This window comes from Mesorhizobium sp. B2-3-10 (assembly GCF_006442275.1).
GTDB lineage: Bacteria > Pseudomonadota > Alphaproteobacteria > Rhizobiales > Rhizobiaceae > Mesorhizobium > Mesorhizobium australicum.
Genome location: NZ_VFVT01000007.1, coordinates 374286 through 399108, shown reverse-complemented (window position 1 = coordinate 399108; position 24823 = coordinate 374286). Strand labels below are relative to the sequence as shown.

Annotated in this window: 27 protein-coding genes and 1 pseudogene; 9 read left to right on the top strand and 19 right to left on the bottom strand. The window is 62.5% G+C overall.

Annotated features, from left to right (window positions below; translation table 11 throughout):
* Nucleotides 1-2889 carry an EAL domain-containing protein gene (locus tag FJ943_RS22200; protein ID WP_140617282.1) on the top strand — a complete coding sequence of 963 codons (2889 nt, stop codon included), beginning with the start codon at nt 1-3 and terminating at the stop codon, nt 2887-2889.
* 49 nt (nt 2890-2938) lie between these two features.
* Here the strand turns inward: FJ943_RS22200 and FJ943_RS22195 are convergent, their stop codons facing one another.
* The gene (locus FJ943_RS22195) at nt 2939-3829 is read right to left on the bottom strand and encodes a LysR family transcriptional regulator (protein ID WP_140724839.1); all 891 of its coding nucleotides are present in this window, start codon (nt 3827-3829) and stop codon (nt 2939-2941) included.
* 98 nt (nt 3830-3927) lie between these two features.
* Between FJ943_RS22195 and FJ943_RS22190 the strand changes: the two genes are divergently transcribed.
* On the top strand, nt 3928-4719 hold the full coding sequence (locus FJ943_RS22190) for an MBL fold metallo-hydrolase (RefSeq protein WP_181174604.1): 792 nt from the start codon (nt 3928-3930) through the stop codon (nt 4717-4719).
* Nucleotides 4720-4872: 153 nt separating this feature from the next.
* Here the strand turns inward: FJ943_RS22190 and FJ943_RS22185 are convergent, their stop codons facing one another.
* Nucleotides 4873-5481 carry a YqgE/AlgH family protein gene (locus FJ943_RS22185; protein WP_015318780.1) on the bottom strand — a complete coding sequence of 203 codons (609 nt, stop codon included), beginning with the start codon at nt 5479-5481 and terminating at the stop codon, nt 4873-4875.
* A gap of 172 nt (nt 5482-5653) precedes the next feature.
* Here FJ943_RS22185 and FJ943_RS22180 point away from each other — a divergent pair, with 172 nt between their 5' ends.
* The 3 genes from FJ943_RS22180 to FJ943_RS22170 all read left to right on the top strand — a co-directional run bounded on the left by FJ943_RS22180 (nt 5654) and on the right by FJ943_RS22170 (nt 7586).
* Nucleotides 5654-6460: a protein-disulfide reductase DsbD domain-containing protein gene (locus tag FJ943_RS22180; RefSeq protein WP_140724833.1), complete on the top strand. Its 807-nt coding sequence runs from the start codon at nt 5654-5656 to the stop codon at nt 6458-6460.
* 73 nt (nt 6461-6533) lie between these two features.
* Nucleotides 6534-7016, top strand: a complete 483-nt coding sequence (locus FJ943_RS22175) for a peroxiredoxin (protein ID WP_015318782.1) — start codon at nt 6534-6536, stop codon at nt 7014-7016.
* A gap of 93 nt (nt 7017-7109) precedes the next feature.
* Nucleotides 7110-7586, top strand: coding sequence for a DUF2938 domain-containing protein (locus FJ943_RS22170; RefSeq protein ID WP_140724830.1), 477 nt, complete (start codon nt 7110-7112; stop codon nt 7584-7586).
* 4 nt (nt 7587-7590) lie between these two features.
* On the opposite strand, the pseudogene FJ943_RS22165 reads toward FJ943_RS22170, so the two are convergent.
* The 14 genes and pseudogenes from FJ943_RS22165 to coxB form a co-directional block, all read right to left on the bottom strand.
* Nucleotides 7591-7901, bottom strand: a pseudogene (locus FJ943_RS22165) (type II toxin-antitoxin system RelE/ParE family toxin).
* Nucleotides 7891-8172: a type II toxin-antitoxin system ParD family antitoxin gene (locus FJ943_RS22160; RefSeq protein ID WP_140724827.1), complete on the bottom strand. Its 282-nt coding sequence runs from the start codon at nt 8170-8172 to the stop codon at nt 7891-7893. Before FJ943_RS22160 ends, FJ943_RS22165 begins: the two are co-directional and overlap by 11 nt.
* A gap of 122 nt (nt 8173-8294) precedes the next feature.
* Complete coding sequence (locus tag FJ943_RS22155; protein ID WP_140724825.1) at nt 8295-8870, bottom strand: histidine phosphatase family protein; 576 nt, start codon at nt 8868-8870, stop codon at nt 8295-8297.
* A 44-nt stretch (nt 8871-8914) separates the two neighbouring features.
* Complete coding sequence (gene rnhA / locus FJ943_RS22150; RefSeq protein WP_015318787.1) at nt 8915-9448, bottom strand: ribonuclease HI; 534 nt, start codon at nt 9446-9448, stop codon at nt 8915-8917.
* A complete protein-coding gene (locus tag FJ943_RS22145) occupies nt 9445-10422 on the bottom strand; it encodes a homoserine kinase (RefSeq protein WP_140714996.1) in 978 nt (325 codons plus the stop codon). Before FJ943_RS22145 ends, rnhA begins: the two co-directional genes overlap by 4 nt.
* Before the next feature lie 6 nt (nt 10423-10428).
* The gene (gene ispH, locus FJ943_RS22140) at nt 10429-11439 is read right to left on the bottom strand and encodes a 4-hydroxy-3-methylbut-2-enyl diphosphate reductase (RefSeq protein WP_015318789.1); all 1011 of its coding nucleotides are present in this window, start codon (nt 11437-11439) and stop codon (nt 10429-10431) included.
* A gap of 88 nt (nt 11440-11527) precedes the next feature.
* Nucleotides 11528-12283, bottom strand: a complete 756-nt coding sequence (locus FJ943_RS22135) for an SURF1 family protein (protein WP_181171244.1) — start codon at nt 12281-12283, stop codon at nt 11528-11530.
* Nucleotides 12280-12666, bottom strand: coding sequence for a DUF983 domain-containing protein (locus FJ943_RS22130; RefSeq protein ID WP_015318791.1), 387 nt, complete (start codon nt 12664-12666; stop codon nt 12280-12282). Before FJ943_RS22130 ends, FJ943_RS22135 begins: the two co-directional genes overlap by 4 nt.
* A 330-nt stretch (nt 12667-12996) precedes the next feature.
* Complete coding sequence (locus FJ943_RS22125; RefSeq protein WP_015318792.1) at nt 12997-13878, bottom strand: cytochrome c oxidase subunit 3; 882 nt, start codon at nt 13876-13878, stop codon at nt 12997-12999.
* Between the two features lies 1 nt (nt 13879).
* Nucleotides 13880-14512 (bottom strand): cytochrome c oxidase assembly protein, encoded by a 633-nt coding sequence (locus FJ943_RS22120; protein WP_140724823.1) that lies wholly within the window; start codon nt 14510-14512, stop codon nt 13880-13882.
* Nucleotides 14512-14673, bottom strand: coding sequence for a hypothetical protein (locus FJ943_RS22115; protein WP_015318794.1), 162 nt, complete (start codon nt 14671-14673; stop codon nt 14512-14514). The genes FJ943_RS22120 and FJ943_RS22115 overlap by 1 nt, the downstream gene beginning before the upstream one ends.
* 2 nt (nt 14674-14675) lie before the next feature.
* On the bottom strand, nt 14676-15620 hold the full coding sequence (locus FJ943_RS22110; RefSeq protein ID WP_140714998.1) for a heme o synthase: 945 nt from the start codon (nt 15618-15620) through the stop codon (nt 14676-14678).
* A gap of 75 nt (nt 15621-15695) precedes the next feature.
* Nucleotides 15696-17348, bottom strand: a complete 1653-nt coding sequence (gene ctaD / locus FJ943_RS22105; protein WP_015318796.1) for a cytochrome c oxidase subunit I — start codon at nt 17346-17348, stop codon at nt 15696-15698.
* Nucleotides 17349-17386: 38 nt separating this feature from the next.
* The gene (coxB, locus tag FJ943_RS22100; protein ID WP_015318797.1) at nt 17387-18253 is read right to left on the bottom strand and encodes a cytochrome c oxidase subunit II; all 867 of its coding nucleotides are present in this window, start codon (nt 18251-18253) and stop codon (nt 17387-17389) included.
* Between the two features lie 378 nt (nt 18254-18631).
* Here coxB and FJ943_RS22095 point away from each other — a divergent pair, with 378 nt between their 5' ends.
* The 3 genes from FJ943_RS22095 to FJ943_RS22085 all read left to right on the top strand — a co-directional run bounded on the left by FJ943_RS22095 (nt 18632) and on the right by FJ943_RS22085 (nt 21694).
* Nucleotides 18632-19192, top strand: a complete 561-nt coding sequence (locus tag FJ943_RS22095; protein WP_140661414.1) for an invasion associated locus B family protein — start codon at nt 18632-18634, stop codon at nt 19190-19192.
* A 170-nt stretch (nt 19193-19362) separates the two neighbouring features.
* The gene (gene tldD / locus FJ943_RS22090; RefSeq protein ID WP_140724820.1) at nt 19363-20775 is read left to right on the top strand and encodes a metalloprotease TldD; all 1413 of its coding nucleotides are present in this window, start codon (nt 19363-19365) and stop codon (nt 20773-20775) included.
* A 235-nt stretch (nt 20776-21010) separates the two neighbouring features.
* Nucleotides 21011-21694 (top strand): transglutaminase-like cysteine peptidase, encoded by a 684-nt coding sequence (locus FJ943_RS22085; RefSeq protein ID WP_181171394.1) that lies wholly within the window; start codon nt 21011-21013, stop codon nt 21692-21694.
* A gap of 223 nt (nt 21695-21917) precedes the next feature.
* Here the strand turns inward: FJ943_RS22085 and FJ943_RS22080 are convergent, their stop codons facing one another.
* The gene (locus FJ943_RS22080; RefSeq protein WP_140724817.1) at nt 21918-23162 is read right to left on the bottom strand and encodes a class I SAM-dependent RNA methyltransferase; all 1245 of its coding nucleotides are present in this window, start codon (nt 23160-23162) and stop codon (nt 21918-21920) included.
* Nucleotides 23159-23923: a TlyA family RNA methyltransferase gene (locus FJ943_RS22075; RefSeq protein ID WP_140724814.1), complete on the bottom strand. Its 765-nt coding sequence runs from the start codon at nt 23921-23923 to the stop codon at nt 23159-23161. The genes FJ943_RS22080 and FJ943_RS22075 overlap by 4 nt, the downstream gene beginning before the upstream one ends.
* 174 nt (nt 23924-24097) lie before the next feature.
* Between FJ943_RS22075 and FJ943_RS22070 the strand changes: the two genes are divergently transcribed.
* On the top strand, nt 24098-24499 hold the full coding sequence (locus FJ943_RS22070) for a GFA family protein (RefSeq protein WP_140617295.1): 402 nt from the start codon (nt 24098-24100) through the stop codon (nt 24497-24499).
* Here FJ943_RS22070 and FJ943_RS22065 read toward each other — a convergent pair.
* Complete coding sequence (locus FJ943_RS22065; RefSeq protein WP_140724811.1) at nt 24496-24789, bottom strand: hypothetical protein; 294 nt, start codon at nt 24787-24789, stop codon at nt 24496-24498. The genes FJ943_RS22070 and FJ943_RS22065 overlap by 4 nt on opposite strands.
* Between the last annotated feature and the right edge of the window lie 34 nt (nt 24790-24823).

The following is a 24823-nucleotide window of genomic DNA, read 5'->3' as shown; positions in this document are numbered from 1 at the left end:
TTGACGAATTCCCTGCGAAACGGGCCGCTGTTCGCCTTTCTTCTGGCGACGATGCTGACGCTGTGCGCGGCTTCGTCGGCCTTTGCCGTAGAACCGATCAAGATCGCCCGCGACGATGTCGCGCTCGATCTTTCGCGCGCCGTCGAAATCTACCGCAACCAGGGTGAGAACTTCCAGGTGTCGACCGCGCCCGGGCCGGACGGCATCGTGCGGCGGATCGAGGTCGAAGCCAACGATGCCCGCTCGACCGGCGACTGGGCTGTCTTCGCGCTCGCCAACACCACCGACCAGCAACTCGATCGGCTGATCGTGGCGCCGCACTTCCGGCTGGTCAATTCCGGCATCTTCTGGCCGGATCTGGGTTCTACGCGCATCGCCGCCATCACGCCCAGCGAAGGCTTCGCGCTCGACCGCCAGACCAGCCCCGACGCCGACGTGTTCCGGGTGACGCTGAACCCCGGCACGGTGATCACCTTCATCGCCGAACTCGCCTCGCCGAAGCTGCCGCAGGTCTACCTCTGGGATCCGGAATCCTACAAGGATTCGGTCAATTCCTACACGCTGTTTCGCGGCATCGTCATCGGTATCGCCGGCCTTCTGGCGCTGTTCCTGACCATCCTGTTCGTGGTCAAGGGGACGTCGATGTTCCCGGCGACGGCGGCCCTCGCCTGGGCGGTGCTTGCCTATATCTGTGTCGATTTCGGCTTCCTCAACAAGGTCATCGAGATCTCGCCCGGCAACGAGCAGATGTGGCGGGCCGGCACCGAGGTGGCGCTGGCAGCGACCTTCGTGGTGTTCCTGTTTGCCTATCTCAACCTCAACCGATGGCACGGCCATTTCAGCTACGGCGCCCTGGTCTGGATTCTGGGGCTGCTGCTGATCGCCGGCGTCGCAATCGTCGATCCGGCGGTCGCCGCCGGCATCGCCCGCATCTCGTTTGCCGCGACCGCACTGACCGGGCTCGGCTTGATCATTTTCCTCGGAATTCGTGGTTATGACCGAGCGATCATGCTGGTGCCCAGCTGGGTCATGGTGCTGTTGTGGTTATGCGGATCGTGGATGGCGATCACCGGCATGCTCGACAACGATATCGCCCAGCCGGCACTTGGCGGCGGCTTGATCCTGATCATCCTGCTGATCGGCTTCACCGTCATGCAGCACGCCTTTGCTGGCGGTGCGCTGCATCAGGGGCTGTTCTCCGACCTCGAGCGGCAGGCGCTGGCCGTGGCGGGATCGGGCGATACGGTGTGGGATTGGGACGTGCTGCGCGACCGCGTGGTGACCAAACCCGACGTCAGCATCCAGCTCGGCCTTGCGCCCAACAGCCTGGGGGGCGCCGCCCGCAACTGGCTGCCGGTGTTGCATGCCGACGACCGCGACACGTTCCGCACCACGCTCGACGTGGTGCTGGAACATCGCCGCGGCCGGGTGTCGCAGAATTTCCGCCTGCGTGGCGCCGATGGGCACTATCACTGGTTTGCCCTGCGCGCGCGGCCCGTCATCGGATCGGACGGCGAGGTCATCCGCTGCGTCGGTACCATGGTCGACGTCACCGAACAGAAGAAATCCGAGGAACGGCTGCTGCACGACGCCGTGCACGACAATCTGACCGGCCTGCCGAACCGCGAATTGTTCATGAACCGGCTGGAGGCGATCATTTCGATCGCCCGCACCGAAGAGAAGGTGCGGCCGACCGTCTTCGTCATCGATATCGACCGCTTCAAGCAGGTCAATGACGGGCTCGGCATCTCGGCCGGCGACACCATCCTGCTCACCATAGCGCGCCGCCTGCACCGGCTGCTCAAGCCGAAGGATTCGCTGTCGCGCTTCGCCGGCGACCAGTTCGCCCTGATGCTTTTGTCCGAGCAGGACCCTGCCCGCATCGCCGGCGTGGCCGATGCGATCAAGCATGCGATCAACAATCCGATCACCTTTGCCAAGCGCGAAATCGTGCTGACCGCCTCGATCGGCCTGATCACCTGGACCTCGGCGCAAACCTCGGCCGAGGACATGGTCAAGGACGCCGAGCTCGCCATGCATCAGGCCAAGCGTTTCGGCGGCGACAGGATCGAGCCGTTCCGCCCGGCGTTCCGCACCGTCGGCACCGATCGCCTGCAGTTCGAATCCGATCTGCGGCGCGCCATCGAGCGGCGCGAATTCACGCTGGCCTACCAGCCGATCGTGCGGCTCGAGGATGGCAGCGTCGCCGGCTTCGAGGCCCTGCTGCGCTGGGACCATCCGCGCCGCGGCATGATCCCGCCGGCCGATTTCATCCCGGTCGCGGAAAGCTGCGGGCTGATCGTGCAGCTTGGGCTGTTTGCCATGCAGCAGGCGGCTGAGGATCTGGCAGGATGGCAAAAGCAGATCGGCGACGCGCCGCTGTCGGTGTCGGTCAACTTGTCAAGCCGCCAGCTCATCCGCCGCGACCTGGTCAGCGACGTGCGTTCCGTGATCGCGCGCGCCAATCTGAAGCCGCGCTGCTTCCGGCTCGAACTGACCGAGTCGCTGGTCATGGACAACCCCGAGCAGACGGCCCATGTGCTGACCAAGCTCAAGCAGCTCGGCATCGGCCTGTCGCTGGACGATTTCGGCACCGGCTATTCATCGCTCGCCTATCTGACGCGGTTCCCGTTCGACACCATCAAGATCGACAAGAGCTTCGTCGACGACAGCACGCCAAAACGCGCGGTGTTGCTCAAATCCATGGTCAACATGGCACATGAGCTCGGCCTTTCGGTGGTCGCCGAGGGCATATCGGACGAGCGCGATGCGTTGGAGCTGCGCCAGATGGGATGCGAATATGTCCAGAGCTTCATGTTCGGCGCGCCGATGCCAGGCGACCAGGTGCTGAAGACGCTGAAGGAGCAGTATCCGCTCACGCAGGCCTAATGCATGTCACCCGGAAGTGTCCTCGGTTCCGGAACAACGACATGCATCACTATTGTTGCGAGAGTCGCAGCGCATTGACCAATGCTGACAGCGCCGCTGGCTGAAGCTGACGACTGGGATAATACAGGAAAAAGCCTGCGATTGGCGGTGTCCATTCCTCCAGGACGCGGACAAGCCGTCGCTCCGCGATATACTCCGCGACTTGCTCTTCATAGGCGAGACCGAGACCAACGCCGGCGAGCGCCGCCTGAATCACCAGGTGAGTATCGTCGATTATAAGCGAGCCGCTGGCGTTGATCGTGACCGACTTTCTCGCCCGCTCGAACTCCCACCGAGATGGACCGCCTGGAAGACGCAGGGCTATGCATTGATGATCCTTGAGATCCCTCGGCTTTTGCGGGATTCTTCGTGATGAGAAATAACCAGGCGATCCCACCACAGCCAGCCGCAACTCCGGCGTGACGCGGACCGCGATCATGTCTTTCTGAATATACTCGCCGAGCTGGATACCGGCATCGAACTCGCCGGCAACGAGGTCTACAGGGCCTGTCGTGGTGACAACGTCGAGAACGATATCGGGGTAGGCCTGGGCGAATGCCGCGAGCCGGGGCAGCAGCACCATTACGGCGGCCGAGCGTGACATCACAATTCGAAGGCGCCCCGCAGGGCGCCGCCTGAGGCTTCGCGCTCCGTCAAGGGCAGCAGCGATTTGCTCAAGCGCCGGAGACAGGTCTTTCAAGAGAGCGGCCCCTGCGGCTGTTGGCGCGACGCTCTTCGTCGTTCGAGCCAAAAGCCGCAGCTCGAGCCGCTGCTCGAGCCCACGGATAGTGTGACTCAGCGCAGATTGAGACACGCCTAGTTTTGCCGCGGCTCGTGTAAAGCTTCGTTCCCGGGCGACCATCGCGAACGCGGCGAGTTCGTTCAGTTCGCTTCTCATCATTCATGAGTATCACTCATGAGGCCTTGCTGTGCAACAGGCCTATCCTCATAGGTGACTCTGTCCTAGCTTTGATCGGCAACGGCAGATTGAGGTACTCTATGATCGTAACATTCCGCAGCGGTAACGTCCTCGGCTGTACCGCCGGCGCCTGGCGGGTCTGGTCGCTCTCGGACGGCTATATTGAGATGCCGGCGGACCTTCTGCGCGATCCGCGCGACAAACCGGTGCCGCAAGTCGCGCAGGCAGGGGCGCTCCGCCTGTCCGTCAATTGCTTTGCCCTCGCAGGTCCAGGCGTTGACGGCATTCTGATCGACAGTGGAGGAGGAGGCTGGGCCTCAACAACAGGACGCCTCGAGCAGACGCTAGCCGAAGCCAGCATCGATCCTGCCTCGATCACGGTCTTGGCGCTCACCCATGCCCACCAGGATCATGTGTACGGGCTTTTGACGCCGGACGACCGGGTGCTCTTTCCGAATTTGAAAGCGATCGTAATCGCCGAGGAGGCTGTCGAGAGCTTTCTCGCCGAAACAGACCTTGCGCGGTTCAGATCCATGTTGAAGCCCGTGCGGAATGGCGACCAGGTGGCCAAGCGACTGCGAGCAGTTGCCCTGCCGGGTCATGCTCCCGGTCACATCGGCTACGCATTCGACACGGACGAGGCCCGCTTCCTGTTCTTCGGGGACATCGTTCATGTGCCGGCGTTGCAGTTTGGCAATCCCGCGTTGAGTTGGGGCTATGACGACGACCAAGCGATCGCACGCGCAACGCGCCAGAAGGTTTTCCGCGACGCGGCCGAGGCTGGAACATGGATCGCCGGAGCGCACCTTGGCTGGCCGGGCATCGGCCGCGTGATGCGTGAGGACGGAGCGTACGGCTATGAGCCGGCATAGCGGATAACAAGCCGGACACGCGGTTTCGCCTGTTTACCCAATTCCAAGCCTGAACAGCTCTCGCGCACCGCCATGGGATGAGATTGCGCTAACGGCGCAGCGTTCCGGCTGCGCCTTACCTGGCGAAGGGGCCCTGGCCGGCAAAGACGAGGCTCAAGCGTGCCCGGCGGCCAGGCTGAGATGGGCGAGATCGATGCCGATGGAGGCGAGAATCCGGTCGTATTTGCGTTCGATGTCGGCGTCGAACAGCAATTCCGGCGTCGCCGGGCAGGTCAACCAGCCGTTCTCAGCGATCTCGGTTTCCAACTGGCCGGCGCCCCAGCCGGAATAACCGAGCGCCATGAGCGCGCGGCGCGGCCCGCGTCCTGACGATATCGCCCGCAGTATGTCGACGGTCGCGGTCAGGCAGATGTCGTCGGAAACGGTGAGCGAGGAATCCACACGGTAGTCGCCCGAATGCAGGACGAAGCCCCGGCTGCGGTCGACAGGCCCGCCATTGCGCACGACGAAATCGCGCGCCTGTGCCGGCAGGCGGATCGCCTCCTGCTCGTTCATGATGCCAAGCTGTACCAGAAGGTCCGGGAACAGCATCTGCTGCGTCTGGTTGATGATCAGGCCCATCGCGCCTTCATCGCTATGGGCGCAGATGTAGATGACCGAGCGCGTGAAACGGTCGTCCTTCATACCAGGCATGGCAATCAGGAACTGATCGTCGAGAAAGCCGCGGCCGGCGGCTGTCTTTTTGTGGCGCAACAAATCCATGCCAGGGAAGGTAACGCGTTTCCCCGGCGCCGAAAAGATGCGCCGTAGCGGATTCGACCAAAGCTCATATTGCGAGTCCGGCCTTGGCTTGCCCGCAAAGGTCACGCAAATATGATATCAGCACGGCCATGAAATCATTGCGCGGCCACGAAGGGACGATCAAATCACCGCCATGCAAAGCTTGAAAATCCTGTTGCTCGGCGCCGCCATTGGATTGGCGGCCGCCCTCCCAGCCAGCGCCTCCTCATCCGCCTGGTACAACAGCGAAGGCGGCAAGGTGCGGCTGGTGACATCAGGCAAGCCGGACGCCGCCGGCCGCATATACGGTGTTCTCGATATCGCGCTCAAACCCGGCTGGAAGACTTATTGGCGCGACCCGGGCGATGCAGGTGTGCCGCCGCAGCTCGACGTTTCGGCCAGCACCAATATAGCCGATGCGACACTGTCTTTTCCCGCGCCGCAGCGCCACGATGATGGCTATGGCAAATGGGCCGGTTACAATTATCCGGTTTCCTTGCTCGTGACGTTCACGCTGGCGGCGCCGAACCAGCCGGCGGTCATCGATGCCGACGTCTTTCTCGGCATTTGCGAATCCATCTGCATCCCCGTGCAGACACGGCTGAGCGTCGACCCCGCTTCCGATCCCGATAATGCCGACGACGCGGCGTTGGTGAAGGCGAGTTTCACCGCACTGCCGGCGGCGGCAAAGCCTGACTTCGGCATCAAGGTGCTGCCCGGCGATCACGAGACGCTGGTTGTCGAGGCAAGTTTTCCTGGCGATCCGCAAGCAGCGGATTTCTTCGTTGCCGGCGAGCGCGACTATATGTTCGGCACACCTTCCCGCTCGGAAAAGGACGGCAAGCTGATCTTCACCGTGCCGATCCTCGATCGCCCCTCGACGACGCCGACCGACGGCGGGCTTCACTACACGTTGACGAGTTCGGCGGGCGCGGTCGAAGGGTTGCTGCCTTTCCCTTGAAGACGCCGCGATGGTTGCAGGAAGCCGCCGAGTTCGTTACGCAAGCACGCGTCCTATCCCAAGCGAGGAATTCATGACCATCTCCGTTGGCGACAAGCTGCCCGAGGCGACCTTCAAGACCATGACCGCGGACGGCGCCAAGCCGATCACGTCGGCCGAGATTTTTCCGGGCAAGAAAGTGGTGCTGTTCGGCGTTCCCGGCGCCTTCACGCCGACCTGCAGCAACAACCACCTGCCCGGCTATCTCGAGAACCATGACGCGATCCTGGCGCGCGGCGTCGACACCATCGCCGTCGTTTCGGTCAATGACGTCCACGTCATGGGCGCCTGGGCGCGCTTCACCGGCGGCGAAGGCAAGATCCTGTTCCTCGCCGACGGCAATGGCGATTTCGCCAAGGCGGTCGGCCTCGACGCCGACTATTCCGGTGGCGGCATGGGCCTGCGCTCGAAGCGGTTTTCGATGATTATCGACGACGGCAAGGTTACCGCGCTCAATGTCGAGACCAAACCCGGCGTCGACGAGTCCGGCGCGGCTCATATTCTGGGCCAGCTCTGAACTTCGACGGCCAATCACGCGAGGCCGCAATGGCCGGCCTCGCGTGACAAGCAGCCGCGCTCCAGAATTGCCGGTTTTCGGGGGGATCCTACGATGTTTGACATCTTCTGGCGCGCTGTCGCGACCGGCGTCGGCGCGACCGTCCTGATGGATCTCTGGGCCTTCGTCCTGCACAAGGCGTTCGGCCAGCCACGCCCGAACTGGGGGCCGGTCGGGCGCTGGGTCTGGCACCTCCGCGACAAGGTGTTTCACGACGATATCGGCGATGCGGCGCCCTACGCGTATGAACAGGCGCTGGGCTGGGCCTTCCATTACTTCGTCGGCATCGCCTACGGCATAATCCTGGTGATGCTGGCGGGCGCGGGCTGGCTGGCCGCGCCGACCTTCCTGCCGGCCTTCATCCTCGGCATCGTTACCGTCGGCGCCGGCTGGTTCCTGCTGGCGCCAGGCATGGGCGCCGGCTGGGCGGCCTCGAAGCGGCCGAATCCGATGCGGGTCCGCGCCCTCAATCTGGTCTCGCACACGGTGTTCGCGCTCGGGCTCTACGGTACGGCGCTGCTGATCCGGTAGACAGCTAGAACAGACTGTTCAGATCCCGCCGCCCGTCGACCACACGGACGATTTCAACCCACTCCACTGGGCCATCGTCCGTGTTTGGAATCGTTTCGTAGAGCAGTACAAAAGGCGCCTCCACCAGCATTCGTGCGGAAGGCCTGATATCCGGTCGCCTGACACCCATGCGCGGCTGGTCTGCCAGCTGCATGGCCCGCGCTTCTAACTGATCGTAGTAACGATCGGCCGCCCGTATGTTTTCGCTGCCTACGTCACGTAGATGTCGATGAGGTCAGCCTTGGCCGCGGGTGACCAGACTAGCCTAACGGCCATTCCGCGAGGCTTCCGTCAGCTCTCGCCGAGCTTCCTTTCGCAACACGTCGAAATCCACAGGCTCCGGTCTCCCGCTTGCCTTGCCTTCATCCCACAACCGTCTCAGCCGACGAACATCGTCATGCCGCAGTTCGCGCTTGGCCAGCCAATCCCGCATCGCTTCACGCACGATCCCGCTTGCAGTGGCATACTCGCCCGCCTCCACGGCCTCGCGCATCAGGGCTGCCTGTTGTGGGGTCACAGCCACGCTCATTTTTTCAACGTTCGCCACGCTGCGTCCTCTCTTGCATTGCTCGATAGTGGGAAATATTACTCCCATCCACATCCTCGAGCAACTGCGATGTCGCGAGAAGAGCCTGTCCTTGCGCTACGAGTACGGCTGCGGTACGCCGATCAGGACAGCCTGTCGATCGGTCGCCATCCATGAATAATTTGGCGCGTGTGGGTATCGAAGGCGAAATAGTTGCCGCCGCCCGCCAGCTGATCGGCTTCGCGGCTGATTTGTCTGCCGCTGAGCGACAGCAGCAGGAGCGTGCCGACACCGCCATGTCCGACAAGGGCGATGTTGCCGCCGCCGGCACCGAGGACGGCCTCGACCTCGCTCACGATGCGCTGCTGTGCGTCGATGGCCCGCTCCCAGCCACGAATGCTTTCGTGCGGATTGGCGAAGAACCGGTCGGCGACCGCCTCGAACTCCGGAGGCGGCAGGAAACCCGTCGCCGACCGGTCGTTCTCATGCATCCGTTCCCTCACCTGCACCGCAAGGTCGAGGTGCCGCCCGAGCACCTCGGCGGTTTCAACGGCCTTGCGTTCGCCCGACGACACCACACGCCCGATCGATGCGATCCACGGCTGGTTCAGCATTGCATGCGCCCTGGCACGACCGATGTCGGACAGACCCCAATCCGGCACGGGCACGCTGGCGTCGATCTGAACCTGAGGATGGGTGATGTAATAGGCGATCGGCATAACAGAAATTCTCCTGTCGGCCGGGCGCAGCGAATGCCAGAAGTTCAATAGCTCTGGGTCGAACGACGCGCCTTCGGGGCCAGCGGCTGCTTTGCCTGGACATCCGGCTTTGGCGCCGACACTACCGGCCTGAAAGGCCCTTTCTTGAACGGCGCCATGCCTTCCCTAGCCAGCTCGTCGGCGCGCTCGTTCTCGATGTGGCCGGCATGGCCCTTCACCCAGTTCCAGGTGACCTTGTGGCGCCGGTTGGCCTCGTCCAGCGCCTGCCAGAGTTCGCCGTTCTTGACCGGCTTCTTGTCGGCGGTCTTCCAGCCATTCTTCTTCCAGCCATGGATCCATTTGGAAATTCCGTCCATGACGTATTTGCTGTCGGTATGAAGCTCGACCGTGCAAGGCTCCTTCAACGCATTCAGCGCCGAAATGGCCGCCAGCAATTCCATGCGGTTGTTGGTGGTTTCGGCCTCGCCGCCGAAGAGTTCCTTGGTGGTGCCGTTGAAGCGCAGGATGGCGCCCCAGCCGCCGGGGCCGGGATTGCCCGAACAGGCGCCATCGGTAAAGATTTCAACCTGCTTGCTCATGACACCCCGTTTTCGGCCAATCCATATTCCGAAGGAAATCTGATCGCCCGATGGAACCGCATCCTTCGGATATATTCGGACGGGTCGCGTTTCATCACCAGTCCGCCATCGGGGACGGTCAGCCAGTCGTAAAGCCGGGTCAGCATGAAGCGTAGCGCCGAACCGCGCGCCAGCATCGGCAGCGCCGCTTTCTCGTCATCGCTCAGGGGGCGCACGCTTTGATAACCGGCAAGCAGTGCCTTGCCCTTGGTAAGGTTGAAGGAAAAATCCTTCTCGAAACACCAGGCGTTGAGGCAGGTGGCGACATCATAGGCATAGAGATCGTCACAGGCGAAATAGAAATCGATCAGCCCCGAAAGCTTCTCGCCCAGGAAAAAGACATTGTCCGGGAACAGATCGGCATGAATGATTCCCTCGGGGAGGCCCTTGGGCCAGTTCCGCTCGAAATCGGCAAAGTCGGCATCGACCTCGGCCGCAAGACCCGGCTCGACCTCGTCGGCGCGGCCGCGAGACGCATCCCAAAGCTTGCGCCAGCCGTCGAGGGCGAGCGCGTTCGGACGCGTCATCGGAAAGTCGGCGCCGGCCAAGTGCAGCGCCGCCAGCGCCTTGCCGACCTCGGCGCAATGCGTTGCGGCCGGTCGCCGCAGCGAAAGTCCTTCGAGGAAGGTGATGATCACGGCCGGCCGGCCAGCCAGCGTGCCGATGACGCTGCCGTCATGCGCGGTCACCGGCAGCGGGCAGGACACCCCCTTGCTGGCGAGATGGCCCATCAGCCCGAGGAAAAACGGCAAATCCGCCTTCTCGACCCGCTTTTCATAGAGCGTCAGGATGTAGGAGCCGCTCGAGGTGTGCAGCAGGAAGTTCGAATTCTCGGTGCCTTCGGCGATGCCCTTGTAGGATAGGAGATCGCCGACCGGGTAGTGCTTCAGGAAAGCGCCGAGTTCGCCCTCCGCAACGTCGGTATAGACCGCCATGGCCGTTCACGCGGTCCCATTGACGAAGGCCATGTCGGCCGGCGTCAGTTCGACATCGCGCAGTACCCGCATGACCGGAAAATCCTCTGTTTCGGTGGCCGTGACAGCCAGGTCGATGGTGACGTCGAAACGCTGGCGGAACGCGTCGATGATCTCGTCGACGATGATCTCCGGCGCCGATGCTCCCGCCGACAGGCCGAGCGTCGAAATGGTGCCGATATCATTCCACGGAATTTCAGCGGCGCGCTGCACGAGAAGCGACATCGAGGCACCTGCCCGTTCCGCAACTTCGACAAGGCGGCGCGAATTCGAGGAATTGGGGGCGCCGACGATCAGATAGAGATCAGCACCCGGGGCGGTGTCCTTGACCGCTTCCTGGCGGTTGGTGGTGGCGTAGCAGATCGATTCCGCCGCCGGCGCCTGCAGGTCCGGAAAGCGCTCCTGCAACGCGCGGATGATGCCGGCGGTATCCTCGACCGAGAGCGTGGTCTGGGTGACGAAACCAAGTGCTTTTGGATCGGCCGGTACAAGCCGGGCTGCGTCGGCTTCGGTCTCGATCAGCGTTACCGCGCCTTCCGGCAACTGCCCCATTGTGCCGATCACCTCGGGGTGCCCGGCATGACCGATCAACAGCACATGGCGGCCAAGCCGCTGGTGACGCATCGCCTGCTTGTGGACTTTGGAGACCAGCGGACAGGTTGCGTCGAGATAGAACAGGTTGCGCGCCTGCGCGTCCGCCGGCACGGACTTGGGCACACCGTGCGCGGAGAAGACGACCGGCGACTGCCGATGTTCGGCCGGGATTTCGGAAAGTTCCTCTATGAAGACGGCCCCAAGGCTCTGCAGCCCCTCGACGACATAGCGGTTGTGGACGATCTCGTGGCGGACATAGACCGGGGCGCCATATTTTTTCAGCGCCAGCACGACGATCTGGATGGCACGGTCCACGCCCGCGCAAAAACCGCGCGGCTGGCAGAGCCGGATCGTCAGAGGAGGCTTGGCGATTGTGTGAAGCATCAAATCCTGCCGGTTGGTCAGCGCCGAAATGAGGTGCCTACCCCTGCCCTGTCAAGGGTATCGGTGGAAAGAGAGGCGTCGCTTGCGTTCATTCCTCTTTCGCGGGCCGGCGAAGCCGGAGGACAAGCACCGCGGCGAGTGCCGCGGCAAGCCCGTACCAGGTGACGGCATATTGCAGATGGCTGTTCGGCAGGTCGATGATGGTGACACCCCCGACCGGAAGGCCGCCGGGATTTGGCGTCTTGTCGGCATCGATGAAGATCGGCACCAAGGTGAACCCAGCCGGCAGGCCGGCGCTCGCGGCCATGACGTCGCGGTCCTTCCAGTAGAAGATGTTCTTCCCCACATCATTGTCGGGAAGCATCATGGAGGGCTTTGCCGGCAGCGGGTTGCGGGCAAGCCCGGTGACCGTGACCCTGCCCGTTACCTGTCCCTTGGCGCGCTTCGCCGCATCCTTGAGGTCGTAGGGAACAAAGCCGCGGTTGATCAGGACGAAACGGCCGTCGTCTAGGGCCAGCGGCGTATAGACGTTGAAGCCGGCATCCCCTTCCCAGGTCGCGTAGAAATGCCGCTCGCCGGAATGCAGGAAAGTGCCGGTGACAGTCACCGGCGTGTAGTCGACGTCGCCGGTCGAGGCGAATTCCTTCTCGACCTCGGAAAGCGGTCGTGGCGCCGCATGGGTGCGCTGGTCGATGGTCTGCAGCAGGCCTTCCTTCCAGTGCAGGCGCTGGACCTGCCAGGTGCCCAGCGCCAGCAGAATCAAGAACAGCACAAGGCCAAGGACGAACAACAGTGCCGATCGTGGCCGCGAATGGCCGCGGTCTTTGAGGGACGCTTCGCTCATTCGCCGCGATCCAGCCGACCCTCGGCTGCTTTGTTGCTGTATTGCAGGGTGAGCAGCACGCCCTTGATTAGCCGAAGCGCCGTGAGACACAGCACCAGGGCGAGTGGGATCCATATCAGCAGATGCAGCCAGAGCGGCGGGCTCAGCGTCACTTCCACCCAGAGCGCCAGACCGACGATGATGAAGCCGATGATCAGGATGACGAACACGGCCGGTCCATCGCCGGCATCGGCGTAGGAATAGTCGAGGCCGCAATTGACGCAGCGCTTGCCGACGGTGAGAAAGCCGGAAAACAGCCGCCCCTCGCCGCAACGCGGGCAGCGGCCGTGCAGGCCGGCCGAAATCGGATCGATCGGAGGCCAGATCGCCTTGTCTTCACTCATGCGTAGTGCCGTAATTCATGGCTATTGCTCGATCTCGATCGGCGTCCCATCGGCCACCATCGCCCAGATTTGTCCATATCGGACTCCGTAACCCCAATGCAGTCATCGGTCCAGTCGACCAATTGAAGCAGCCAGCCCCACTAGCTGAAGCCGCTTCGCCTCCTCGACGCGCAAGACCTTCTCGGGCAAGAGCCGGAATGCCAAGACGATAAAATGCGCAAATTGAAGTCAGCCGCATCTTTCATCGATTGGCGATCCTTGCGCCGAAAAGAAGAAAGGCGGCCACGTCGCCGCGGCCGCCTTCCCGAAATTGAAACTCAAAAGGCTGGATCAGTGGCCTTCGATCACCGCGCCGACCGATCCCCAGACGTAGATCGAGGCGAACAGGAACAGCCAGACCACGTCAACGAAGTGCCAATACCAGGCGGCCGCCTCGAAGCCGAAATGCTGCTTGGGGGTGAAGTCGCCCTTCATCGCCCGGATGAGGCAGACCAGCAGGAAGATGGTGCCGATGATGACATGGAAGCCATGGAAGCCGGTCGCCATGAAGAAGGTGGCGCCGTAGATGGAATCCTTGAAGCCGAACGGCGCGTGCATGTACTCGTAAGCCTGCACCATGGTGAACAGCATGCCAAGCCCGACGGTCAGCACCAGGCCGTTGATCAGGCCCTTGCGGTCGCCATGGATGAGCGAGTGGTGCGCCCAGGTGACCGTGGTGCCCGACAGCAGCAGGATGATGGTGTTGTAGAGCGGCAAATGGAAGGGATCGAGAACCTCCATGCCCTTCGGCGGCCAGACACCACCGGTAAACGTGTGGCGCGCATAGTTCTGCACCTCACCGGCAAAAAGGCTGGCATCGAAATAGGCCCAGAACCAGGCAACGAAGAACATCACCTCCGAGGCGATGAACATGATCATGCCGTAGCGCAGGTGCAGCGACACGACGCGCGTATGGTGGCCTTCATGCGCTTCCTTGATCGTGTCCGACCACCAGGCGAACATGGTGTACAGCACGATCACAATGCCGATGAAGAACAGCCACGGATTGGCGATGTTGACGCCGAAGATCGGGAAGGAGCCGCCTTTCAGGTATTCCATGAGGCAGACACCGCCAAAAGCGGTGACAAGCGCCCCTACCGATCCCAGAAAAGGCCACGGGCTCGGGTCGACGAGATGGTAGTCATGGTGTGGTTTTGCGTGCGCGTCTGCCATATCAACCCCCGAGATTTCCTTCGGTATCTGAAACTGTCTTGCTATTGCCCTGGGCCGGCCCCGACGACGCCACCGGCTTGGTCTTCTCGACCGGGAACATCGTATAGGACAGGGTGATCGTCTTCACGTCCTTCAGTTCCGGCACATTCACGATGTCGGGGTCCACATAGAACAGGACCGGCATGTCCAGCGTCTCGCCCGGCTTCAGCGTCGTATCGGTGAAGCAGAAGCATTCGACCTTGTTGAAGTACGGACCCGCCAGTTCCGGCTGCACGTTGAAGGTTGCGCGGCCGGTGACGGGGCGATCGAACTTGTTGGTCGCCTGATAATGCGCCTGCACGGTCTGCCCGATCTTCATGGTCATCGAGCGCTGGACCGGCTGGAACTCCCATGGCACGCCGGCGATGTTGGCGTCGAAACGAATGGTGATCTCGCGATCGAGCACGCGGCCGGCATATTGCTTCTCGGCACGTTGCGTCGTGCCGCCATAGCCGGTCGCCTGGCAAAACATCTTGTAGAGCGGCACGGCTGCATAGGCCATGCCGATCATGCCGGTGAAGAAAGCAAGGCAGACAGCCGCGACAACGCGGTTGCCGGTCTTGCCTACCGTCTTCTTGGACGTCTCGGCGCTCATCACATCGAGCCCGACAAATTGTGGCCGAACTTCACGATTGTCGCGATGTAGAAGATCACGACCAGCACCGCCAGCGCCACGCCGATGGCGATGGAACGGCTGCGCTGGGCCTTCTTCTGGCGATCGGTCAAGGTGACCGTTTCGAGTTCTTTCTCGGCCATGGTCATGCCCCACCCATGGCAAGCGCGCGTTCGACGACACTGTCAGCCAGATAGGCGGCGAAGATTGCGAAGAGATAGAGCAGCGAATAGGCGAACAGGGCCTTGGCCGGCTTCATGACGCGGTCATCGTCGGCCATGCCAAGCACTTTCCAGGCATACCAGACGAAACCAGCCCCCAACAGCAAGGCGGCCACGCCGTAGAACGGCGTCGTATAGCCGAGCAGCCAGGGCAGCACGCCGACCGGGGCCAGCACCAGCGCGTAGGCGAAAATCTGACGGCGGGTCGATGCATGGCCGGCGACGTTGGGCATCATCGGGATGCCGGCGCGGCCATAGTCCTCGGACTTGAACAGCGCGAGCGCCCAGAAATGCGGCGGCGTCCACAGGAAAATGATCAGGAACAGGATGATGCTTTCGAGGCTGACCGACCCGGTCACCGCGGCCCAGCCGATAACCGGCGGGATGGCGCCCGCTGCACCGCCAATGACAATGTTCTGCGGTGTCGAGCGTTTCAGCCACATCGTGTAGACCACGGCATAGAAGAAGATGGTGAAGGCCAGCAGCGTCGCCGACAACCAGTTGACCAACACGCCGAGCGTCATCACCGACAGCACCGACAACACCAGGCCGAAGCTCAGCGCCTCGTGCGGCTGGATCCGGCCGGAAGGCACCGGGCGGCTAGCGGTCCTGGTCATCACCGCGTCGATGTCGGCGTCGTACCACATGTTGAGCGCGCCAGAGGCGCCGGCCCCAATCGCAATGGCAAGGATGGCGATCACCGCCAGCAGCGGATTGATGGTCATCGGTGCCGCGACCAGTCCGACAAAGGCGGTGAACACCACCAGCGACATGACGCGCGGCTTCAGCAGGGCGAAGAAATCGCCCGCCGTAGCTTCCGACATACGGAAGCCCGCTTCGTCAATGCTGGTTTTGTCGACTAGGGCCATGCGTACTCAAGTCCATCATTCCGTTGGCCAAAACCGCCGGCGGGCCGGCGGTTTTGTATTCGAGCGGGAGCCGCCTTACTTGATCTTCGGCAGTTGCTCCCACTGGTGGAACGGCGGCGGCGAAGGCAGCTGCCATTCGAGCGTGGTAGCACCCTCACCCCACGGGTTGGCGCCGGCGATGCGCTTCTTCTGGAAGGCTTCGAACACGCCATAGAGGAAGATCACCACACCGACGGCCGAAATATACGAACCGTAGGACGAAACCATGTTCCAGCCCGCAAACGCGTCAGGATAGTCGATGGTGCGGCGCGGCATACCGGCGAGGCCGAGGAAGTGCTGCGGGAAAAAGATCAGGTTCACGCCGACGAACATGACCCAAAAATGGGTGTTGGCGATGACGGGCGAGTACATGTAGCCGGTCATCTTCGGGAACCAGTAGTACCAGCCGGCGAAGATGGCGAACACCGCGCCCAGCGACAGTACGTAGTGGAAGTGGGCAATGACGAAATAGGTGTCATGCAGCGACCGGTCGAGGCCGGCATTGGCCAGCTGGACACCGGTGACGCCACCGATGGTGAACAGGAAGATGAAGCCCAGCGCCCACAGCATCGGCGGCTTGAACGAAATCGATCCGCCCCACATGGTTGCGATCCAGGAAAAGATCTTCACGCCTGTCGGCACCGCGATGACCATGGTGGCGAAGACGAAGTAGCGCTGCGTATCGAGCGACAGGCCCGTCGTATACATATGGTGCGCCCAGACGATGAAGCCGACCGCGCCGATCGCGACCATGGCGTAGGCCATGCCGAGGTAACCGAATACCGGCTTCCTCGAGAAGGTCGAGACGATATGGCTGATGATGCCGAAGCCCGGCAAGATCAGGATGTAGACTTCCGGGTGACCGAAGAACCAGAACAGATGCTGGAAGAGGATCGGGTCACCACCACCGTCAGGCGCGAAGAACGTCGTGCCGAAGTTGCGGTCGGTGAGCAGCATGGTGATGCCGCCGGCCAGGACCGGCAGGGACAGCAAGAGCAGGAAGGCGGTGACCAGCACCGACCAGGCAAACAGCGGCATCTTGTGCAGGGTCATGCCTGGCGCGCGCATGTTGAAGATGGTGGTGATGAAGTTGATGGCACCGAGGATCGAGGACGCGCCGGCGATGTGGATCGACAGGATCGCCAGATCCATCGCCGGACCGGGCTGGCCCGAAGTCGAAAGCGGCGGATAGAGCGTCCAGCCGCCGCCCACGCCAAAGGCGCCAGGCGCACTCGGCACGAACATCGACGTGAGCAACAGGATGAACGCCGGCGGCAGCAGCCAGAATGAGATGTTGTTCATGCGCGGGAATGCCATATCGGGAGCACCGATCATGATCGGCACCATCCAGTTGGCGAAACCCCCGATCAGGGCCGGCATGACCATGAAGAAAATCATGATCAGCGCGTGCGCGGTGGCAAACGCATTGTACATGCTCTTGCCGCCGTCGATCGCGGCGTCGCCGTTCATGCCATAGACCATCTGCGCAAGACCGCTGAAGATCTGGATGCCAGGCTCCTGCAGCTCCATGCGGATGGCGACCGAAAGCGCGCCGCCGATTATGCCGGCCATGATCGCGAAGATCAGATAGAGCGTACCGATATCCTTGTGATTGGTCGAATAAACCCAGCGCACCCAGCCATGATACGGCTTGTGGTCGTGCCCGTCGTGAGCTGCAGCGTCTGCCATGTTCCGCTCCGTTCCCTAAATCTTGCTAACCCGCGACATCAGTTGCCGGCGGCCGCTACCTTGTTCTGGCCATCGACCTCGGCCATGAGCGTCTTGTTGGCACCTGGCAGGTCGGTCTTGGCCGCGGCCAGCCAGGTCTTGAACTGCGTGTCCGACACCACACGAACGGCGATCGGCATGAAGGCATGGTCCTTGCCGCAGAGCTGCGAGCACTGACCGTAATAGAGGCCTTCTTTCTCCGCCTTGAACCAGGTCTCGTTGGTGCGGCCGGGAACGGCGTCGATCTTGATGCCGAAAGACGGCACGGCAAAGGAATGGATCACGTCGGTCGCGGTGACAAGCACGCGGGTCATCGTGTTGACCGGCACGACCAGCTCGTTGTCGACGGCGAGCAGGCGCGGATAGACCGCGCGATCCTCCTTGCCGGCCTTGGCACGATCGCCATCCTGAAGGATGGCCGAATTGAAGGCGAGCGTGTTGTCGGTCTGGTATTCGTAATCCCAGTTCCACTGGTTGCCGGTTGCCTTGACGGTCAGCTTGGCCTCTTCCGGCGGCGTATACTGGGCGGTCAGGAGTTGGAACGAGGGGATGGCGAGGCAAAGCAGGATGACGACAGGGCCGATGGTCCAGATCACCTCGATCAGCGTGTTGTGGCTGGTCTTGGACGGGGTCGGATTGGCGCTCGCGCGGAATTTGACGATGCAGTAGATCAGCAGAAACAGCACAAGGACCGTGACCGGGATGATAAACCACATCGTGTAGTTTCCGAACCACTCGATCTGCCGCATCATGTCGGTCGCAGGCGCCTGGAAGCCGGTCTCCCACGGCCTGGGCTGGTCCGCATAAGCGGATCCGCAGGCGAGGAACGTGGCAGCAGCACCGGTGCTCGCTAGGAATTTTCTCATCGCCCTCTTCGTCTCCCAGTCTCTCGCCGGCTGTGCCCGCTAGAATAACCAACAATCCCGGGACGGGAATCCCGGACAGTCTCAAGCTGGTTCAAACCATACTCTTTTTCCCTCCGCAAGAAAGGAGCGGTCGAAACCGTGCGGCATTTTTGCGCGCAAGCTGACGGGGCTCTTCCGGGGCAATGGCCGTAGTGGCGAATCGCGTATGTTCGGCGGCCCGCACGCCTTGTGCCGGCGACACCCGCAAAGCGTCGTAATTCAGGCAAATTTGGCAGGGAAAAGCGCCGCATTGCCTTTTTAGGGACAGTCCGGCCACGGTCTCGTCCTTTACTTGGCATTGGCGCGGCTTAAAGTGCCGTGATTCGCAATGGAGCCGTCATGAACTCTTGGCTTTCGAGACTGAGGCATACGCGACTGGGCCTTTCGAGAACCCTGGCAAACGCCGTGTTTCTCGCGGTCCTGTGCGCGGCCGGTCTGTCCGTCCCCGGCAAGGCCAATGCTGCCCAGCCAAGCGGCACGGTGCGCTCGACGCATGGCGCATGGTCGATCATCTGCGACACGCCGGCCGGCGCCACCTCGGAACAATGCGTGATGATGCAGAACGTCGTCGCCGAGGATCGTCCGGAGATGGGCCTTTCGGTCGTCGTGCTGCGCACCGCCGACAACAAGGCCGAGATCCTGCGCGTGCTGGCGCCGCTCGGCGTGCTGTTGCCGAACGGCCTCGGGCTCAACGTCGACGGCAAGGACATTGGCCGCGCCTATTTCGTGCGCTGCTTCCAGGACGGCTGTTATGCCGAGGTCATTCTCGAAAAGCCGCTGCTCGACACGCTGAAGACCGGTACGTCGGCAACATTCATCGTTTTCCAGACCCCGGAAGAGGGTATCGGCATTCCCGTCGACCTCAAGGGTTTCGCCGAAGGCTTCGCCGCTCTGCCCTGATCGCGGCTTCGCGCTGAACCAGGCCTGGACGCGGCTTTTGCCGACCCCAGACGCATGCCTTGCGTTCAGCGAACGAAATCATTCGTCGGCGCCGATTCGTCATTGCCGATTGTGTGGGCGCGGCTTCACGCCTACATCGGGGGAAAGCAAACATCCCACGGACGGACGCCATGAACAGCCTGATCGGCCAATTCGACATTTCAGACGACCGCATCAAGCAGATCGTCGCTGACACCATCAAGGGCGCGGACGACGGCGAGCTTTTCCTCGAATACAGCGAGAGCGAAGCGCTGATGTTCGACAATGGCAAGCTGAAGACCGCCAATTTCAACACCGACCAGGGCTTTGGCCTGCGGGCCGTCGCCGGCGAGGCCAGCGGCTACGCTCATTCCAGCGACCTGTCCGAGGCGTCGCTGCTGCGCGCGGCCGAAGCCGTCTCGACCGTCAAGGGTGGCTATTCCGGCACGCTTGCGGCAGCCCCCGCCCGTACCAACCGCCATCTCTACGGCGACGAGAACCCGATCCCCTCGCCTTCCTTCGAGGCCAAGGCGAAGCTGCTGCAAGAAATCGACGCCTGGCTGCGCGCCGAGGATCCACGCGTGCGCCAGGTAACGGCCTCGATCGCCGCATCCTGGCAGCATGTCGAGATCGTTCGTGCCGACGGCCAGATGGTGCGCGATATCAGGCCGATGGTCCGCGTCAACGTCTCGGTCGTCGTCGGCGACGGCGACCGCCAGGAAAGCGGCTCCTATGGCATGGGCGGGCGCAAGGCATTCGGCGAATTCCTGATCGAGGATAGTTGGAAGCACGCCGCCAGGGAGGCGCTCCGGCAAGCGGTGGTCAACCTGGAGGCAATCCCGGCCCCGGCAGGCACTTTCGACATCGTGCTATCCAATGGCTGGCCGGGCGTGATGCTGCACGAAGCCGTCGGCCATGGTCTTGAAGGCGATTTCAACCGCAAGAAAACGTCGGCGTTCGCCGGCCTGATGGGGCAGCAGGTGGCCGCCAAGGGGGTGACGGTCGTCGACGACGGCACCATCCCAGAGCGGCGCGGCTCACTCACCGTCGACGACGAAGGCACGCCTTCGGCCCGCAACGTCTTGATCGAGGACGGCAAACTGGTCGGCTACATGCAGGACCGGCAGAATGCCCGGCTGATGGGCATGAAAGCCACCGGCAATGGCCGGCGAGAAGGCTATGCGCACCAGCCGATGCCGCGCATGACCAACACTTACATGACCTCGGGCGACATGGAGCCGGACGAAATCATCGCCTCCGTCAAGAACGGCATCTACGCCGTCTCCTTCGGCGGTGGCCAGGTCGACATCACGTCGGGCAAATTCGTGTTCGGCTGCACCGAGGCCTACATGATCGAGAACGGCAAGGTGACGCAGCCGATCAAAGGCGCGATGCTGATCGGCAACGGGCCTGATGCCATGCACCGCGTCTCGATGGTCGGCAACGACATGAAGCTCGACAACGGCATCGGCATGTGCGGCAAGGCCGGCCAGGGCGTACCCGTCGGCGTTGGCCAGCCGCATCTCAGGATGAACCAGATGACGGTCGGCGGCACGCGGGTTTGAAACTCGGTGCCGTTCCGGTGTCATCACCCGCCGTGACGTTTCCGGATGCAGGCGCCCTCCACCATGCCCATTGTCATCCTGACAGGGGCCGGCCTGACAGGGACCGGCTTTTCGGCGGCTGGGACCTTGAAGTGGACACAATCCACATTAACAAATTATTAGGTCTTTGACTGCCTGGGCTGCCTCTCGCGCACGAACGCAGCACCAGTTCCTCGTTGCGGTGGTGGTTTTGGCAATGCGGCACTCCCCCGTCCTGGCTCTCCTGCTTGGCTTTGTTTCGTTGATTGGTGCGGCATCGCTGCTAGCCAGTCCGGCGTCGGCCCAGTCGACTTTGTTCAAGTCGCGATCGACCCAATCTTCCATGGATGGATCACGCTCTGCCTCCGTGGGTGGAAGCACCAGCGTCCCCTACGGTTGGATCGATTTCTGTCATCGCCGCCCAAAAGAGTGCAAGGTGCCGGCTCTGCCGGCCGCGAATGTCAAGCTGACAGCGCGGACCTTCCGCATCCTCAAGCGGATAAATCAGAAGGCGAACAGCGCCATCAAACCCGTCAGCAATTTCGATCACTGGGGCACGATGGCGGACCATTGGGATTATCCGGTTGACGGCAAAGGCGATTGCAAGATCTACGCACTCTACAAACGCAAGCTCCTTCAAGAGGCTGGATTTCCCCGGCAAGCGCTGTTGATGACGGTCGTGCGCGATCTCAACAATGAGGGCCACACCATCCTGACGGTGAAAACCGATAAAGGCGATCTTGTCCTCGACAATATGGTCGACCAAATCAGGCCTTGGAACGCAACCGGCTACTACTTCCTGAAACGTCAATCGCAGCAGAATCCGAATGTCTGGCAGTCGGTCAACCAGCGAGGCGGCACGCCGAAAACCTTCGCGAATGCTGCAAAGCTCGCAGATTGAGCCTGCCTGGACCGTACGGTTCAGGCATTACAGGCGTTCGGCGGCTTTTTTAGAGCGGTTCGGTGTTTGATAGAATCGCTGAACCGCTCTCTCTTCATTTCGACGCAATTCCGGACGGAAAACCGCTACCCATTCTTCCTGGAGTCGCTTTAACCGGAGGATCCCGCAGCAGCGCTTCGGAAGCGCGGTTTTCTGTGGCCTCAGCAGTCTGAACGAAACGTGCTCAGCCGCGCCTCTTCTTGGGTTTTTCCAGCAAGGCGACCGCCTCGACATGTGGCGACCACAGGAACTGATCGATTGGCGTCACGCTGTTCAAGGTATAGCCGCCGTCGATGAGAATGCGCAGGTCGCGGGCCAGCGTCACCGGGTTGCAAGACACCGCGGCAACGTATGGAACGTCCGAGCGGGCGATCTGCGTCGACTGGTCTTCGGCGCCGGCGCGCGGCGGATCGAAGACAAGGCCGTCGAAGGCGTTCAACTCCTTGAAGGTCAGTGGCCGGCGAAACAGGTCGCGTCGTTCGCCCGTCACCCGCTTGAGGCCGGTCGCGAAACGTGATGCCCGGTCGAGCGCCGAAAGCGCGGCCGCGTCGCCTTCGACCGCATGGACTTCCGATTTCGCCGCCAGCCGCAAGGCAAAGCTGCCGCAACCGGCAAAGAGATCGGCAATTTTTTTTGCACGCTTCAGATGTCCGCCGACGATCTCGGCCATGGTCCGTTCGGCGGCCTCCGTCGCCTGCAGAAAGGCGCCGGGCGGCACGGCGACCGCAACACTGCCGAACATGACCACGGGCTTCCTTGGTTCGATGACGATCTCGTCATCGATGGACAGCCTGGCAAAGCCTTGCGCAACGACAAAGTTGGAGGCGATACGGCGCTGGTGTTCGCCGAGCTTGCCTGACTCGTGCACCGCGATGTCGAGGCCGGAACCCGTAACGGTGACCGCCATCCGGAACGATTTGGTGGTGGCGCATATCAATTCGGCCAGCGCCCTCAGCTGGCCGAGTGCCGCGACGATCTCGGGCAGTGAGATCGGGCATTCGGATATGGAGATGATCTCGGGCGACAGATGGCGATTGAAGCCGAGCAGCATGCCTGCGTCCGTGCGCCGGGCGGCAAGCACGACGCGGCGGCGCGACTGCGGCGCGCAGGCGACCAGTTCGCCAATCTCGCACTCGATGCCCTTGCCCTTCAATGCGTGCACCACCTTTTCGCGTTTCCATCGGCGATAGGCTTCGGTCTCGAAATGCTGGAGGGCACAGCCGCCGCATTCGGTGAAATGGCGGCAGGCTGGTTCGACGCGCAGCGGAGAGGCTTCCAGCACCGCCATCAGCGTGGCGCGATCCCGCTCGCGCGCGGCGGTGACGATCTCGCCTGGCAGCGTGAAGGGAATGAACAGATCGCCGCTCTCGGTTTCGGCGATGCCGTCGCCCTGCGATCCGAGCTTTCGTATTGTGAAGCGTACGCTCATCGGTCCTTGATCCCACCGAGCAGGAATTCGCGATTGCCGTCGCCACCTTCGATCGGCGACAGATGCAGGCCAAGCGAGCGCCAGCCGGGAACGGCATCCAGCCAATCCTGCAGCAGGCCCGCGACACGGGCGGCATCGAAGGGATCCTTCAACAAACCGCCCTTGCCGATCGCCTCGCGACCGGCCTCGAATTGCGGCTTGACCAGAAAGATCGCACCGGCGCCGGGATTGGCAATGGCGAGTGCCGGCGGCAGCGCCAGTTTCACCGAGATGAAACTGACGTCGGAAACGATGAAATCCGGATTGCGGCCGGCAAGATCGGCAACGGTGAGATCGCGCGCGTTCAGGCCCTCGATCACGGTCACGCGCGGATCACCACCGACATCAGGATGCATCTGGCCATGCCCGACATCGATTGCCGTGACATGGGACGCGCCGCGTTCGAGCAGCACCTGGGTGAAACCGCCGGTCGAGGCGCCGATGTCGAGGGCCTCGCGACCGGCCGGGTCGAGGCTGAAATGGTCGAGCCCGGCGATCAGCTTGAGCGCGGCGCGCGAGACATAGGCTTGCGCCGGATCGTCGATGGCGACAACGCATTGCGGCGAAACGTTCTGGCCGGGCTTGCGGGCTATGGCGCCGTCGACCGTCACCGTGCCGCGCTCCACCGCGTCGCGGGCGCGCGAGCGGCTGGCAAACAGCCCGCGCTGGACGAGCAGGTCGTCGAGCCGCTGGCGTGTGCTGGCTGGCAGAGGCGAGTTCATCGGCCTTCTCTGACGAAAGCCCGCGGTGAAGGCAAGGACATTAGATGGACCAAAGTGATCCTACGAGAGCGGCTGGTGCATCGAACCAGGCCGCGGCTTGCGCCCATCATGCCGGGTCCGGCAGAATATTGGTCACGAAGAGCCCTCTGTTTGTCGCAACTCGAAGGAGAACGAATGCTGACGGGAACCTGCCACTGTGGCGCCGCCCACTGGACGCTGGAGGGCGACCCCGGCCCGGTGACGGCCTGCAACTGCACGCTTTGCCGCCGCTATGGCACGCTCTGGGCCTATGATTATGTCGACGAACGCATTCGCGTTTCGGGGCCAATGGGCAGCTATACGCGCGCCGGACAGGAAGACCCGTCGCTCGAGATCCTGTTCTGCCCGCGTTGCGCCTGCGTGCTCGGCTGGCGCGGACTGCGCGCCAGCGCCTCGGGTCGAAGACGCATGGCCGTCAATGTCCGGCTGGCGCCCCCCGAGGCCGTCGCCGATCTGCCGATCGACCATTTCGATGGTCTCGACACGTACGACGATCTGCCGCGCGACGGCCGCTGCGTACGCGACATGTGGTTTTAGAAGATGGTTCGCGGAGCCTGGCGCTCGATGGCTGGAGACAAACCGTCGTCTCGACCGCCTGAAGCCTGCTCACGCGCATGCCCGGTCGCAACAGGTGATACAGGCGAAGGATCCGGCGGCATCACAAGCTGCGGAATTTGCTTGTAGGAAAAGCCGCCGCGGATATCGCCCATCTTGCCGGCGACAATGCCTATCGCCGCCTTTTCAAGATTGCGGTCGTAGGGCGTTTCGGCGGCAGCCGGTACGACCATCACCGCCAAGAAGGCCGCGCCGCACAGAAGCGTCTTCATTCTCGTTGTCTCCCTGCCTGGCTGTGATCTAGCA

What these genes read in the sequence shown, in the direction of transcription:
- FJ943_RS22195 (WP_140724839.1), bottom strand. Translation starts at nt 3,829, where the DNA reads ATGATGAGAAGCGAACTGAACGAACTCGCCGCGTTCGCGATGGTCGCC.
- FJ943_RS22190 (WP_181174604.1), top strand. Translation starts at nt 3,928, where the DNA reads ATGATCGTAACATTCCGCAGCGGTAACGTCCTCGGCTGTACCGCCGGC.
- FJ943_RS22185 (WP_015318780.1), bottom strand. Translation starts at nt 5,481, where the DNA reads ATGGATTTGTTGCGCCACAAAAAGACAGCCGCCGGCCGCGGCTTTCTC.
- FJ943_RS22180 (WP_140724833.1), top strand. Translation starts at nt 5,654, where the DNA reads ATGCAAAGCTTGAAAATCCTGTTGCTCGGCGCCGCCATTGGATTGGCG.
- FJ943_RS22175 (WP_015318782.1), top strand. Translation starts at nt 6,534, where the DNA reads ATGACCATCTCCGTTGGCGACAAGCTGCCCGAGGCGACCTTCAAGACC.
- FJ943_RS22170 (WP_140724830.1), top strand. Translation starts at nt 7,110, where the DNA reads ATGTTTGACATCTTCTGGCGCGCTGTCGCGACCGGCGTCGGCGCGACC.
- FJ943_RS22155 (WP_140724825.1), bottom strand. Translation starts at nt 8,870, where the DNA reads ATGCCGATCGCCTATTACATCACCCATCCTCAGGTTCAGATCGACGCC.
- rnhA (WP_015318787.1), bottom strand. Translation starts at nt 9,448, where the DNA reads ATGAGCAAGCAGGTTGAAATCTTTACCGATGGCGCCTGTTCGGGCAAT.
- FJ943_RS22145 (WP_140714996.1), bottom strand. Translation starts at nt 10,422, where the DNA reads ATGGCGGTCTATACCGACGTTGCGGAGGGCGAACTCGGCGCTTTCCTG.
- ispH (WP_015318789.1), bottom strand. Translation starts at nt 11,439, where the DNA reads ATGCTTCACACAATCGCCAAGCCTCCTCTGACGATCCGGCTCTGCCAG.
- FJ943_RS22135 (WP_181171244.1), bottom strand. Translation starts at nt 12,283, where the DNA reads ATGAGCGAAGCGTCCCTCAAAGACCGCGGCCATTCGCGGCCACGATCG.
- FJ943_RS22130 (WP_015318791.1), bottom strand. Translation starts at nt 12,666, where the DNA reads ATGAGTGAAGACAAGGCGATCTGGCCTCCGATCGATCCGATTTCGGCC.
- FJ943_RS22125 (WP_015318792.1), bottom strand. Translation starts at nt 13,878, where the DNA reads ATGGCAGACGCGCACGCAAAACCACACCATGACTACCATCTCGTCGAC.
- FJ943_RS22120 (WP_140724823.1), bottom strand. Translation starts at nt 14,512, where the DNA reads ATGAGCGCCGAGACGTCCAAGAAGACGGTAGGCAAGACCGGCAACCGC.
- FJ943_RS22115 (WP_015318794.1), bottom strand. Translation starts at nt 14,673, where the DNA reads ATGGCCGAGAAAGAACTCGAAACGGTCACCTTGACCGATCGCCAGAAG.
- FJ943_RS22110 (WP_140714998.1), bottom strand. Translation starts at nt 15,620, where the DNA reads ATGGCCCTAGTCGACAAAACCAGCATTGACGAAGCGGGCTTCCGTATG.
- ctaD (WP_015318796.1), bottom strand. Translation starts at nt 17,348, where the DNA reads ATGGCAGACGCTGCAGCTCACGACGGGCACGACCACAAGCCGTATCAT.
- coxB (WP_015318797.1), bottom strand. Translation starts at nt 18,253, where the DNA reads ATGAGAAAATTCCTAGCGAGCACCGGTGCTGCTGCCACGTTCCTCGCC.
- FJ943_RS22095 (WP_140661414.1), top strand. Translation starts at nt 18,632, where the DNA reads ATGAACTCTTGGCTTTCGAGACTGAGGCATACGCGACTGGGCCTTTCG.
- tldD (WP_140724820.1), top strand. Translation starts at nt 19,363, where the DNA reads ATGAACAGCCTGATCGGCCAATTCGACATTTCAGACGACCGCATCAAG.
- FJ943_RS22085 (WP_181171394.1), top strand. Translation starts at nt 21,011, where the DNA reads ATGCGGCACTCCCCCGTCCTGGCTCTCCTGCTTGGCTTTGTTTCGTTG.
- FJ943_RS22080 (WP_140724817.1), bottom strand. Translation starts at nt 23,162, where the DNA reads ATGAGCGTACGCTTCACAATACGAAAGCTCGGATCGCAGGGCGACGGC.
- FJ943_RS22075 (WP_140724814.1), bottom strand. Translation starts at nt 23,923, where the DNA reads ATGAACTCGCCTCTGCCAGCCAGCACACGCCAGCGGCTCGACGACCTG.
- FJ943_RS22070 (WP_140617295.1), top strand. Translation starts at nt 24,098, where the DNA reads ATGCTGACGGGAACCTGCCACTGTGGCGCCGCCCACTGGACGCTGGAG.
- FJ943_RS22065 (WP_140724811.1), bottom strand. Translation starts at nt 24,789, where the DNA reads ATGAAGACGCTTCTGTGCGGCGCGGCCTTCTTGGCGGTGATGGTCGTA.